The sequence below is a fragment of the Geomicrobium sp. JCM 19038 genome, from assembly GCF_000698125.1.
Classification (GTDB): Bacteria; Bacillota; Bacilli; order Bacillales; family Marinococcaceae; genus Geomicrobium_A.
The window spans coordinates 206,130-218,343 of the sequence record NZ_BAXA01000005.1 but is presented as its reverse complement, the minus strand read 5'-3'; the positions used below and the strand labels follow the sequence as shown (position 1 = coordinate 218,343).

The 12,214-nt window shown below is 39.7% G+C and carries 14 protein-coding genes and 2 pseudogenes; 4 read left to right on the top strand and 12 right to left on the bottom strand.

What is annotated here, in order from left to right:
- Positions 1–23: 23 nt before the first annotated feature.
- The 5 genes and pseudogenes from JCM19038_RS23505 to JCM19038_RS08805 all read right to left on the bottom strand — a co-directional run bounded on the left by JCM19038_RS23505 (position 24) and on the right by JCM19038_RS08805 (position 2,596).
- Positions 24–218: a hypothetical protein gene (locus JCM19038_RS23505; protein ID WP_238554341.1), complete on the bottom strand. Its 195-nt coding sequence runs from the start codon at positions 216–218 to the stop codon at positions 24–26.
- 337 nt (positions 219–555) lie between these two features.
- Complete coding sequence (locus JCM19038_RS20645; RefSeq protein WP_152549379.1) at positions 556–1,083, bottom strand: DUF1648 domain-containing protein; 528 nt, start codon at positions 1,081–1,083, stop codon at positions 556–558.
- Between the two features lie 157 nt (positions 1,084–1,240).
- Entirely contained in the window at positions 1,241–1,534 is a 294-nt protein-coding gene (locus JCM19038_RS08810) for a hypothetical protein (protein ID WP_042416842.1), read from the bottom strand.
- Between the two features lie 377 nt (positions 1,535–1,911).
- Positions 1,912–1,977: pseudogene (locus JCM19038_RS25430) on the bottom strand (NUDIX domain-containing protein); the annotation flags it as partial.
- 331 nt (positions 1,978–2,308) lie between these two features.
- The gene (locus JCM19038_RS08805) at positions 2,309–2,596 is read right to left on the bottom strand and encodes a hypothetical protein (protein WP_042416841.1); all 288 of its coding nucleotides are present in this window, start codon (positions 2,594–2,596) and stop codon (positions 2,309–2,311) included.
- Positions 2,597–2,747: 151 nt separating this feature from the next.
- Here JCM19038_RS08805 and JCM19038_RS08800 point away from each other — a divergent pair.
- Both JCM19038_RS08800 and JCM19038_RS08795 read left to right on the top strand, forming a co-directional pair.
- A pseudogene (locus JCM19038_RS08800) lies at positions 2,748–3,790 on the top strand (NADH:flavin oxidoreductase/NADH oxidase).
- Between the two features lie 236 nt (positions 3,791–4,026).
- On the top strand, positions 4,027–4,647 hold the full coding sequence (locus JCM19038_RS08795; RefSeq protein ID WP_042416840.1) for a CPBP family intramembrane glutamic endopeptidase: 621 nt from the start codon (positions 4,027–4,029) through the stop codon (positions 4,645–4,647).
- 80 nt (positions 4,648–4,727) lie between these two features.
- Here the strand turns inward: JCM19038_RS08795 and JCM19038_RS08790 are convergent, their stop codons facing one another.
- The 7 genes from JCM19038_RS08790 to JCM19038_RS08760 form a co-directional block, all read right to left on the bottom strand.
- Positions 4,728–5,150, bottom strand: coding sequence for a DUF1801 domain-containing protein (locus tag JCM19038_RS08790; RefSeq protein WP_042416839.1), 423 nt, complete (start codon positions 5,148–5,150; stop codon positions 4,728–4,730).
- 216 nt (positions 5,151–5,366) lie between these two features.
- On the bottom strand, positions 5,367–5,966 hold the full coding sequence (locus tag JCM19038_RS08785) for a response regulator transcription factor (RefSeq protein ID WP_042416837.1): 600 nt from the start codon (positions 5,964–5,966) through the stop codon (positions 5,367–5,369).
- Positions 5,963–7,096: a sensor histidine kinase gene (locus JCM19038_RS08780; protein WP_042416834.1), complete on the bottom strand. Its 1,134-nt coding sequence runs from the start codon at positions 7,094–7,096 to the stop codon at positions 5,963–5,965. Before JCM19038_RS08780 ends, JCM19038_RS08785 begins: the two co-directional genes overlap by 4 nt.
- Positions 7,097–7,166: 70 nt before the next feature.
- On the bottom strand, positions 7,167–8,219 hold the full coding sequence (locus tag JCM19038_RS08775; RefSeq protein WP_042416831.1) for a fatty acid desaturase: 1,053 nt from the start codon (positions 8,217–8,219) through the stop codon (positions 7,167–7,169).
- Positions 8,220–8,537: 318 nt separating this feature from the next.
- Positions 8,538–9,062, bottom strand: a complete 525-nt coding sequence (locus JCM19038_RS08770; protein ID WP_042416829.1) for a topology modulation protein — start codon at positions 9,060–9,062, stop codon at positions 8,538–8,540.
- A gap of 2 nt (positions 9,063–9,064) precedes the next feature.
- Positions 9,065–9,916, bottom strand: a complete 852-nt coding sequence (locus JCM19038_RS08765) for a hypothetical protein (RefSeq protein ID WP_042416826.1) — start codon at positions 9,914–9,916, stop codon at positions 9,065–9,067.
- A gap of 16 nt (positions 9,917–9,932) precedes the next feature.
- Complete coding sequence (locus tag JCM19038_RS08760; RefSeq protein ID WP_042416824.1) at positions 9,933–10,382, bottom strand: GNAT family N-acetyltransferase; 450 nt, start codon at positions 10,380–10,382, stop codon at positions 9,933–9,935.
- A gap of 138 nt (positions 10,383–10,520) precedes the next feature.
- On the opposite strand from JCM19038_RS08760, the gene JCM19038_RS08755 reads away from it, so the two are divergent.
- Positions 10,521–10,985, top strand: coding sequence for a DinB family protein (locus JCM19038_RS08755; RefSeq protein ID WP_042416819.1), 465 nt, complete (start codon positions 10,521–10,523; stop codon positions 10,983–10,985).
- Between the two features lie 74 nt (positions 10,986–11,059).
- On the top strand, positions 11,060–12,211 hold the full coding sequence (solA, locus tag JCM19038_RS08750; protein WP_042416816.1) for an N-methyl-L-tryptophan oxidase: 1,152 nt from the start codon (positions 11,060–11,062) through the stop codon (positions 12,209–12,211).
- Positions 12,212–12,214 lie beyond the last annotated feature (3 nt).

Sequence of the window (12,214 nt, the reverse complement as noted above, 5' to 3'; positions counted from 1 at the left end):
TTTAAATCAAAGTTGTTATTTCCTCAGTTACTAACTTTAATGTGCCTCGTTTTGAAATCACGAATAGGTTTCCAAAATAAATTAAATGGCACCCCGTTATCTTCGTAGTCCTTAAACGATTCTTGCTCATAGAAAGACGCTTCAACAAAGCTTGCTCTGTATACAAAAACAATTTCGTGACCGAGAATCCCTTCATTTGTAAAGATATTCTCAATCACTCCTAATAAAGCTATGTTCGTTATCTCTGCCCTAATCTCTTCAAAGATTTCTCTCTTTAAAGCATGGACGCTCTACTCCCCATATTCTATTCCACCACCGATAGGACGATAGAAATACTCTTGCTTTACTTCGTCAAACCCCTTAAAGACTAGTATTGAGTCTTCCTTTTTAAAAGCACAAATAGAAATTGCCCGCATTTTCTCTTCTCGCCTTTCTTTACAAAAACAATCTTCTTAACTTTAGAAGTAGATGATAAAGAAGACTTCCTTACTTTTTAGAGAAGTACCCAATAATTAAAAGAAATCTATCATAAACTTAGATCTAGCTCATCATCCTTTATCCATCTTCTTCAGCAGACCCTTCACGATAAGCTTTGCCCTTTTTTATGATCTTTACAAAATAATAAATGATGACGATCTTCATCCATACGACAGTAGCTGCAATGCCTAACATAGGCTGTTCATTTGTTATGAACAAAGCTTCTATATAAATAGCAAAGAAGATTGCGGTTGTTACTAATGCCATATGAGCAATCATGTTTCTTGTTAGTATAATAAGAATTCGTATGTTTCCATCTGTAACTTCAACCGGAAAATTAAACAATGAAACTAGAAATCTTGATCCAAAAAGGAAAAGGCTTGTAGCGATTGCAATAATCGGTAGGAATATAAAACTTACCGGACTTCCATAAGTAATTTCTCCACTAAAAGATCGGTGGATGGGCACTTCAGAAGGTAATTGGCTCAAGGACCATCCAAGAAAAAGGATAAAGATGATTACACTCACAATCGTTACTGTGTACACAACTTTTTCTACCGTACTAGCTGCTACTTTGGGGTATTCAACATCGCCATTTGTTTTCATGTTCTCTTCTTTCTTTCTCGATATCAATTCGTCTAGTTTTCATCCAACCACCTCTATCCTTCATACGAAGGATACTAATAAAAGATTCAAATTTGTCATAAGTACACGAGCTTTTCTCGTGAGTGTCACCTTCCTATACAGTGAACTAGTGAAGCGATCATCGTTGTAATTTCTTCGCTTTTAATTCTAAAATAACCGGTGAGACATTAAGTAAGATAGAAACAATGGTTAAAACCCATACGACCTTTTCCATACCCGGCACTACATCCATTAAAGCTGCCCAATCCTCTACTTTCACCCACTGAGAAACAAGACTGTACTCTGCACAAAGTGTTAAGGCTGTAAACGACAATCCCATCGCCATAGCAAGCTTATAGTCCTTTCCTTTTTTATACAAATAGAGGTTTATACAAGTTGCTACGATCGCAATCACTCCTAATAGGATCCACATCACCTTACCTCCTTTATCTAATTACTCATACGAATCTCATTCAGTTAGACATGCAATCTATTTCGCATTACGACGCTTTTTTTTATAATTCCTTGTTGAACACAAAAAAAGGCTTCTTTCAAAATAAGAAAACCTTCGTTCGTTGACTAAGAAATTTGTTAACCCTTTTTCTTTAGGTAGTTAATCAGAAAAATTCGATCTTCTGGAAAGGTCAATTCTAACCTCTGAATTTCATCGACATCTTTCCAATAAATATCATAGATTAGGTGATCAAGGTCTTGAATCCTTCTTCTCCGCCCGCAATCTTCACAAGAAATAATGGGCTTCAACGGCTATATTAATCGACTCATAAGCCTTTTTCTTAACCTTAATTTCTTCTATAACTTCGACAATATACCCGTTTCTTCTAGCGTTTCTCTAATGCAGCATTCTTCAAATGTTTCTTCCTATTCTTTCCCTCCCGATGGAATCGACCACATTTTTCGCTCATCCTGTCTTCCTTGCAAGACCATTAATAATTGATCCTTTTCATTCATACATACCGCTGATGAACCAAACCATTTTCCATTTAGCCCCCCCAAAAGACCGGCCCTAGAAATTTATTATCAAGGAGTACATCATCATTAGCTTATTACTTATTGTTCACTTAATGAAAACACATGCTCCAAATCATCTTGACTTAATGATGTGTTCAGTTTAGCTTCCAACGCAATAGTAAGTTGATTTAACAATTTTTTACCGTTTGTCGTTAGTGAGATAGAATAGCCTCTTTTGTCATAATCGAGAGACTTTTTTTTCGATTAGATTTAATCCTTTGTAACTGATTAACCTCGTCGTCATTCTAGATAAAGCGCTAGGACTTAATTGCAATAAGGCTTGCAATTGTGCCTGTTGTAACGCTTGATTTTCTGCTTCGCCGAGGAAATACAGAAAATAAAAGTCATTCATTCCAAGTTGGTATTCTTCCATGATTACGTGGTTCATCGCTTTTGAAAGCCTAGTGTAAAACTTTGAGTAATTGATCCACGCATCAACGACATTTATAGTTTCACTGTTCATCATGATTCTACCCCAATCCTTCAATTATTCTCGGTCAAACACTATATCGTTGTACCTTGAGAACATGTTACTTGCAATAACATGATTTTTGTTTATAATTCTATCATATGGAAATATATTTGCGTGCGCAAACAAATATTTAAGGAGTGATTAGATGTCCGTAATACAAACACCGTATACCATTAAAGGCTTGAGTTACGAAATCGTATCGTTATGCCGCCAATGTGTCAGTATTCTGTAGAGAAAGAGGACGGAATTCCTAATGATTGGCACTTCGTTCACTATGTATCAAGAGCTGTTGGTGGTACAGGTTTAATGATTATGGAAATGACTGGCGTAGAACCTGATGGACGTATCACAGACCACGATTTGGGTTTATGGAGCGATGATCAAATCCCTGCATATCAACGAATTATTCAAGAAGTCCATAAACATGGAACGAAAATCGGTATACAAATTGCACATGCAGGACGTAAAGCAGAAGATGCTCCCCAACCTGTTGGCGCATCGAACATTCCAGTTGATGTGATTCCAGAAGAAACGAAAAATGGAACGTTAACCCCTCCAAGAGCTTTAGAGACGAGCGAAGTGGAGCGCATGATTACTCGTTTTAAAGAAGCTGCTGAACGAGCAGTAAGGGCAGGATTCGATACCATTGAATTGCACGGAGCTCATGGTTATTTAATCCATCAATTTATGTCTCCAAGTAGTAACAACCGAACCGATAACTTTGGAAGTCTCTCAAAGTTTGGCGTAGACGTTATCCGTGCTGTGAAATCTGTCATGCCACATGATATGCCGCTAATTATGCGCGTTTCTGCTATTGAGTATATTGATGGTGGTTATGACGTAGATCATTCAATACAATTGGCAAAGGAATTTCAAGAAGCTGGAGTAGACCTGTTCCATGTATCCTCTGGCGGGGAAGGGTTACCTGGCAAAACAAAACCTCTTAATACCCCTGCGTATCAAGTGCCTTATGCAAGAAAATTTAAAGAAAACTTGAAAATCCCTGTTATTGCAGTTGGCAGATTAGAAAACCCACACGTTGCTGAATCAGTTCTTTCAAATGGGGACGCAGATTTGATCGCTGTCGCACGGGGAATGTTAAACGACCCTTATTGGGCGATGCATGCAATTCGAGAGATTCATAAGCACGTCATTCCACCTAAACAATATGGAAGAGCGATCCGTTAACGCTTGAAACTGGCGAACGGCTGTGACTTAGCAGCCGTTCTTTATTAAACATTCGTTCCTTTCTGCTTAAGAAGCTTATCATTTAGATACTGACCTCTTATACACCATTTCTGTGCACTTGTTCACCTTCATTAGCAAGTTACATCACTCCTTACACCATTCACTCGTTTATCTTTTATACTAAGGATCAATTAGTTAAAGATAAATCAATGAAGAACGTTTAAGGAGAGTGTTCAATGAAAACGATCGCTTTTACTCATGAAGAAAAAATAACGGCATTCCTATTAATAGGAATTTCTTCTTTTTGCACCTTTTGGTTACTGTATTGGTATTTGGGAAATCCTCAACAATTTGTCACACACCGGCTAGGATTAACTTCTGAAGCGTTTAACCATCCGTTTGTCTGGATCCTTGCGTTTGTCATTGTTATTGGATACGTCATGTATACGGCTAAAGTTGTACCGTTCGTTAGAAAGCACTTGTTTACACTTTCATGGCTTAAAGTACTCGGTATTTGGGCTGCTTTGGTCGCCAGTACAGTAGAAGAAATCTTGTTTAGGCAAGTTTTGATGGATTGGCTAATGAGTTTGAACGCCTCTATCCCTTTCCAAATACTCGCTTCAGCCACCCTCTTTGGCCTTGTACATGGTGCATGGATCTTGTTACGGGGAGAATTTAAGATTGTACTTCCAGTCATTTTGTCTACGACCGTATTAGGTGCATTACTCGCGATTCTCTATATCATCGCTGACCGTAATATTCTTGCACCTATTGTTGCTCATATCTTTATTAATCTCTTTATCGAACCTTGGCTTATCCTTTCCGCGATTACTGGAAAGTGGAAAGAATCAGATTAATGCATTCATATGAAAAATAGTATTCTTAGCTTCAGCGAGTACGTTCATTATATTTACGAGTATCTTCAATGATTACAACGTTACTCATTTGGATACAGGTTCTGATAGGTTTCTACTGTATAGCGGATTAACTCCTTTAACACATCGGGATCGATATCCGCCATTTTATTAACGTAGATACAAGCCTTACTCACTGAGTGATTACCGAACCTTTCTAATATTCCGTCTCTTTTGTCGCTTTTATAAGCTAAATACAGGCTAATTTTTGCCTTTCTTGGAGAAAAGCCCGCTAAAGGGGCATCTCCTTCATGACCGGATGCATACTTATAGTGATAGCTTCCAAAACCAATAATACTTGGTCCCCACATTTTTGCTTTGTACCCTGTTACCTCTTCAAAGATTTCTACTAACTGATACGCATCTGCTTTCTTCTTCTCACTTTCTACCGTTTCAATAAATTCGTTTACACTCTTGTCCGTTTCTTTCATTTTCGGTTCTTTCATCCATGCACACCTCTTTTCTCTGAGTTTATCCTTGCTAACATAATTACAGAAGATACGGTCCATTTCCTGTAAAAAAAGATATCTCGATCCTAGACGAATTATTATCTACTTAGTTAATCGTAACCTAGAAGAGAAAATACGCATTAAAGTGACGAGAAGACTCCCGGCTTTGCTTTTCGTAAAAGGATTAAGTAACAAGCCGAGTACGTCACCCTATTATTTAAACCAACCTTTTTCTTTAAACAGCGAAATCGCTTCAATGCGATTGCTGACATTTAGTTTCTCATAAATCACGGATACATAGTTTCGAACAGTGCCTGTTTTTATGTCTAACAGATCGGCCACTTCTTTTGTACTTTTGCCTTCTGCAATTAACGAGATCACTTGACCTTCTCGTTCTGTTAGCGGATTGATGTTCGTATGCATCATATCCATCAGTTCTGGTGCGTACACTTTACGGCCACTCATAATCGTTCGGATCGCTCTTGCAAGCTCATCGCTCGGGCTATCTTTTAGCAAGTAGCCGCTCACGCCTGCTTCGCGGGCATAATTGAAATATCCGGTTCGTGCAAAAGTCGTTAGCACGATAATTTTGCACGTTTCGTCTTTTAAAGATTCTGCAGCTTCAATCCCGGTCATAAGTGGCATTTCAATGTCCATAATGCAAATATCAGGTTGATGCTCTCGAACTAACTCCACCGCTTCAAGACCATTCGTAGCCTTACCGACTACGGTCATATCGTCTTCTAATTCGAGCAACGATGCAAGCGCTCCTAGGAGCATACCTTGATCTTCTGCTAATATAATTCGAATCATTCGTGCCCTCCTTCGGTTTGGTGGATAATCCTCGGTATACGAATCATGACCTCAGTTCCTTGATTCGAATGAACCTCCAACTTGCCATTAACAAACTCTAGCCGTTCTTTCATTCCTTTTATGCCACTTTTTGTGTCGGTTGGCGTTTCTGGCTTAATCCCAATTCCATCATCTTGTACGACCATCCGCCACTCTTCTGCAAGGTTACTTAGCTGAATCTGACATGTTGATGATTGACTATGTTTCACAACGTTTGTGACTGATTCGCGTAAACACATACAGAACACATCTTCAATCAGTAAAGGAAGTTGATCCAGCGTATGCTCCCCTGAAATATCACACTCAATCTGGCTAAACCTTAATAACTCTTGTACTCGGACCATTTCGTCTTCCAGTCTTGCCGTTCGCATGTTTGAGACAATCTCCCGCACTTCACTGAGTGCCGTTCGAGACGTCTGGTTAATATCATCAAGTTCTTGCTTGGCCAAGTCTGGTTTTGTACTTAATAATTTACTGGCAAGATCGCTTTTTAATCCAATTAACGATAGCTTCTGTCCAAGTGTATCATGCAAGTCACGGGCGATTCGCTGTCGCTCTTCCATGACCATCAGTTGAGAAATGCGCTCATTAGCATCTTTTAATTGGCTTTCTAATTCTTCTCTTCGGTTACGGTGATAGATGGTAAAAGGTAGCAAAATGACACCGAGTAATCCCAATACGTTAAACGGTAATTGTGCAATAAAGACATCATATTGAAAAATGAATCCAACAGCAAATGCAATAACTGTCGTTGAAAGATGAACGACGTAAAGACTAATAAATCCTGATTTACTCTTCACATTGCCGATAAAGAACGCGATGAATAACGCGAAATACACGTAACCAAAGTAGATCGTCATGCCAATGCTAATGACCATTTCAATACTAAGTGCGACGTAAACCGTCCACCCTTGTTTTACAAAGGAGAGTCGATAAATCGTGAAAAATAACATGAGCATCGTAATGCCAATGATAATTTCATATAACGTTGACGATCGAATAATAAAGTAAAAAGGCAAGATACAAAATGCAATCCACGCATATAAGCTTAGACCTGTATTCTTCGGGAAGATATGGAACCAATGATACAAGTGAATAACTCCTTTACTACAATGATCGTTCATGACGAAGAAAAAAGCTCTCATTCAGGAGAGCTTTTCTTTATAACCTTTGTTCAACTTGCTTAGATTTACTCTTCAAGCCAGACGCCGATTGTGAGCGACGTGATTGTCTCATCTCTTTGAACGTCACAAACGTCTGATTCTTTTCATCATATAATCGAAACCGAATCGATTCAAGACTCTTTTTGAACGTAATCGTCGTTGCCGTTTGCAATGGCGGCGTATTATCGTGTGTTTTCTCTAAATGATAGTTCGGTACTTTCGGACTTAAATGATGAACATGGTGATAGCCGATGTTGCCTGTAATCCACTGAATCACTTTCGGAAGCTTATAATATGAACTTCCATCAACAGCCGCTTTAACAAAGTCCCATTCATCATCATTCTCAAAATAAGAATCTTCGAATTGGTGCTGAACATAGAACAACCAAATACCAGCTGCTCCTGATAAATACATAATTGGCACTTGAACGAGTAAGAATGCTTGCCAACCGATCAATGCAATCATTACACCATACAGTAAAGCAATACTCACATTCGTTAGATACGTATTGTACTTCTCTTTTTTCTTTACACCTTTTTTATTGAAGCGGTTTTCTACGAGAAACAAATAAAGTGGCCCTAATCCAAATAAAATGAACGGATTACGGTACAAGCGGTATTTCAAACGCTCCATTTTAGTCGCTTCTTTATACTCATCAATGGTCATGACCCAGATGTCACCAACACCACGTTTGTCGAGATTTCCACTCGTCGCATGGTGAATCGAATGACTGTGTTTCCATTTTTCAAATGGAAAGTGCGTGAGCACACCGCACACATTTCCTATGATCCGGTTCCACCTTCGATCCTTAAAGAAGCTCGCATGCGTACAATCATGAAAAATAATAAAGATCCGAACGACAAATCCGGCAGCAATGACTGAAAAAACGAGACTTAACCAAATTGAGATGCTTAAGCTCTGGTAAGCCAAAAACCACGCTACACCAAATGGGAGCAATGTATTTATTAATTGAAAGACGCCCGCTTTCGTATTGGACGTCGCATACGGTGCGACACTCTGTTTAAGCGCTCGTTGCTTTTCCCTGCTCATATCAATCCCACCCAACCTCACTGATTACATACAGTGTAGCGAACCGATTCTGATTAGGTAAGACACACGTGTCACAGCCAAACCATGACAAGTGTCATAGTGAGGGATGCACACATCCGCCTATAGTGAAAATCATTCCTTTTATAACTAGATGGAATCATTCAGCTTTTTAACGAGGTCTTCAAATGATGGAATTCATTCAGTTAAATGTATGCGTATTCCGATCATGTGGATTCACCATCATTAAGAAACTGTTTTTCATGGACAATATTAAGATTAATTAAAGCACTTGTCTTCTTTCACATTTTATCCTATAACTCATGAGTGTAACGTTTCTAAGTACGACCGAATTTCCTTCCTACTTTTTAATACGATGACTTTATTTGACGGGTTCCCTTCTTGAAATGCAACAAACCGATCCTTCATTTTCTTTTTACGTGGGTAATACGTTGAGCAGATAAATCGAAGAAACTCCATATCTAACTTCTCTTTACACCCTTCTCCCATATCTGGACGCGTTCTCCCGTGATAGAATAGCCGACGTTTGATTACACGGTAAAGACAAACATAAAGTGGAAGCTCTAGATAAATGATCGTATCTGCATTTTTTGCACGAATGGTATACGTTTGTGTGTAATTCCCTTCAATAATCCACCACTTATTGCAAGCAATTAATTCATGTTGACGTGCTAAGAATTCTTCATATGACACTTCTTCCCACCCTGGTTTCCAATAGTAAGCATCCAGGTGATGTACAGGAATTTGCATCCGTTTTCCAAGTTCCTTTGCAAATGTAGATTTTCCTACACCTGCAGAAACACCCATAACCATGACTCGATTCATGACTATCCCCCTTTTTGCTGAGCACCAACCAATAAACTCAGATAACTTCGATCATCATAAGATAATCTTCCATTCGTCACACCTTTAACGTTCTTATTCGTTCGAATGCACAACGGATCTTCCTGAATGCATTTTGTAAGAAAAGCTTCGGTTTCTTCTAGTGTCTCTTTAAGCTTTGGATATCCATCGGATGCTAGGATGAGTCTAATCGGGTTACCTTGCACAACGAGTTCTACAATGCTCGTTTTATGTATATGAAAGCCATTAATGACACTATAAGAATAAGGATCGTCAGGATGACCATTCTGAAATTGGTATTGAGATTGAATGAGTGGTTTGATCAGCTCGAAGCTTCGATCATCCTCTTGAATATCACCCAATGATCTACCTTTTGCTAGCTCAGCCTCGACAAGTAATGCGCGGGCGTCGGCTGTAATCTGGTCGACGATCTTTTGATTTTGGAAATAACGTCCACTAATTAGGCATTGTGCGTCTCCAATGGCCCATACTCTTCTATAATAGTGACTGTACAACACCATCGTTGCAGACAGCTGTAAGTAAGGGTGTTTCTGAACATCTTCCAACATGTTGTGTTGTTTATAAAATGATATAAAACGACGGTTAATGAGCTGAATAATCTCATGAATAACTTCATGACCTGTTAGGGATTGAATCGTTTCCACAACGAGCCTCGAAGCGTGTTGACCTGGTGTACTTCCATCAATCATTCGACCGGACACATTCGTCGCCCCATCAATGACCGCAGCAAACACTTCTGTCACGACCGTTACGTCTTCCATATCGGCTTTATTCCCTGTTTTTGAGCATTGATAAGACTCAAGGACGGTAATCACGACAATCCCTCCATAATCATTTTAGCGATTTCACCATCTTCACAATCTCTTCGTCAAACCCTAAATGTTTATAAAACTGTACAGCCCCCTCATTTGCCTTAAACACATCTAATACGAGTTGAGAGTTGCCTCGTTCGATGCACCACTCCTCTGCTTTTTTCATTAATTGCTTCCCTACTCCACTGCCTTGCCCTTCTGGGGTAACCGCAATTGCTGAGATGTATGCCACGCTTTCATTCGTAAAGAAATCTCGTTGTTCAGCCAATTCGATGTATCCAAGGAATTGTTGATCTTGTTCGGCAATAAAAAGATTCGAAGCATTTTTAAAAGCAGCCTCCGTAAGCTCAATTTGCTTCTCGTACATTTGTTCAGAATCGCGATGAGGCAACAACTCAAATTCCAAAAAACGTTCAGCTAGCGCTTTAATCTTTTCTTGGTCTGCTTGTTTATATGGTCTGATATTCATGGTCAACACTCCCTTCTACACGTTTTCTAACGTAGCATTGAATCTTTTGAATCACAACACAAATGATTCAATAATTGGACTTTTTCAATTTCTTTCTTTATACTTCACCCATTAATGGAGAATAAAGGAGTGAGTGTGATGGATACACGAGAATTACTTCTTACCCAGCTACAGGCGATTCACAACAAGAGCGGTTGGTTTGTTTCAATGAGTGAAGCATTAACCGGCGTTACCGAGGAAGAGGCGTTATGGAAGAATCACGATCGCGCCAACACAATTTGGGGGACGGTTAATCATTTGCTTTATTACAATCGTTCTTATTTAAATCGTTTTAAAGGTCAAGGAGGTTCACCTTATACGATTGATTCGAATGATGAGTCTTTTAACAACCATCGCCATGATTCTTGGGAAGACACGACACGTGCGTTTGATACGTTGATGACAGAGTGGACTGACGCTGTGCGCAGTTCCAATGAAGAGACACTTAGCGAAAAAGCGTCTGATCTGACCCATTTAACGATTCACAATGCGTATCATATTGGTCAGATTGTTGACATTCGAAAGCAACAAGGGGTTTGGGACGACGAGCTCGGAGTTGATTAATCATCGATACGTTTTCATATTCCTAGATTAGGGAAACTGACGGACACGCTGGAATAAGCAAAGGAGTTCTTACAATGAACACGGATTATGATGTGATTGTTGTCGGTGCAGGTACGATGGGAATGGCTGCAGGCTACTACCTTTCAAAGAAGAATATCCGCACGTTACTCATCGATCAATTTGATCCTCCCCACGAAATGGGAAGTCATCACGGAGAAACGAGAATTATTCGCCATGCATTAGGAGAAGGAGAGTTCTACTCCCCTCTTGCTCTTCGAGCACAGGAACTGTGGGAACTATTAGAAGAGCAGTCTGGTTATGAGCTTTTTCGCAACACAGGTGTATTAGCATTTGGACCTAAAGGTGCTTCGTTTATTCGTGAAACGATCAACAGTGCCAAGAAGCATAACATCCCTTATCAATTGTTAGATTACGAGCAAATTCACACCCGTTGGCCAGGTATTGAAGCGCCTGAAGGGTATGAAGGTTGCCTTGAAGAAAATGCTGGCATGTTATATAGTGCGAACTGTTTGCGAGCGTTCAAAAAGATGGCACTTTCTGAAGGTGCAGAGCTTTTAACAAACACGAAAGTGACTGGAATCGATGCTGAAGCGTCCACTGTAACGACGGATCACGGTAGCTATTCAGCAAAGCAAATCATTGTAAGCGGTGGCGCATGGAACACAGAACTATTCCAACAGCTTGATCTGCAGATTCCAATGCAACCGACTCGACAGACGAATGTCTGGTTTGAACCTGAAGAAGACCTCTACCGTATTGAGGATTCTTTCCCTATTTTCTTTGCTGATTTACCAGATGGAGAATATTACGGCTTTCCAATGATCGATGAAAAAGGAGTAAAATCAGGTCGTCACGATCACGGTCCTAATGTGGATCCAACGACAATGGATCGTACATTCGGCACGTATCCTGAAGATGAACAAGACCCACGCCAATTTCTTGATCGCTTTTTACCTAAAGCTGCTGGTCAATGCAACGACGGAAAAGCATGCATGTACACACGCACTCCAGATCATGACTTTATTATTGATTATCACCCTGTTCACAAATCCATTGTGTTGGCAGGTGGATTCTCAGGACACGGCTTCAAATACGCACCGGTCATTGGAGAAATTCTTGCTGATCTTACCTTAACTGGCGACAGTCATTTTGATTTAACTCCGTTCTCGGTAACACGTAGCGCGCTCAACACGTATCAAAAATAACTT

Bases quoted from the DNA above. Each gene is read 5' to 3' on its own strand.
- JCM19038_RS08770 (WP_042416829.1), bottom strand. From the start codon at position 9,062: ATGAATCGAGTCATGGTTATGGGTGTTTCTGCAGGTGTAGGAAAATCT.
- JCM19038_RS08795 (WP_042416840.1), top strand. From the start codon at position 4,027: ATGAAAACGATCGCTTTTACTCATGAAGAAAAAATAACGGCATTCCTA.
- JCM19038_RS20645 (WP_152549379.1), bottom strand. From the start codon at position 1,083: ATGAAAACAAATGGCGATGTTGAATACCCCAAAGTAGCAGCTAGTACG.
- JCM19038_RS08760 (WP_042416824.1), bottom strand. From the start codon at position 10,382: ATGAATATCAGACCATATAAACAAGCAGACCAAGAAAAGATTAAAGCG.
- JCM19038_RS08790 (WP_042416839.1), bottom strand. From the start codon at position 5,150: ATGAAAGAACCGAAAATGAAAGAAACGGACAAGAGTGTAAACGAATTT.
- JCM19038_RS08810 (WP_042416842.1), bottom strand. From the start codon at position 1,534: ATGTGGATCCTATTAGGAGTGATTGCGATCGTAGCAACTTGTATAAAC.
- solA (WP_042416816.1), top strand. From the start codon at position 11,060: ATGAACACGGATTATGATGTGATTGTTGTCGGTGCAGGTACGATGGGA.
- JCM19038_RS08805 (WP_042416841.1), bottom strand. From the start codon at position 2,596: ATGATGAACAGTGAAACTATAAATGTCGTTGATGCGTGGATCAATTAC.
- JCM19038_RS08755 (WP_042416819.1), top strand. From the start codon at position 10,521: ATGGATACACGAGAATTACTTCTTACCCAGCTACAGGCGATTCACAAC.
- JCM19038_RS08785 (WP_042416837.1), bottom strand. From the start codon at position 5,966: ATGATTCGAATTATATTAGCAGAAGATCAAGGTATGCTCCTAGGAGCG.
- JCM19038_RS08775 (WP_042416831.1), bottom strand. From the start codon at position 8,219: ATGAGCAGGGAAAAGCAACGAGCGCTTAAACAGAGTGTCGCACCGTAT.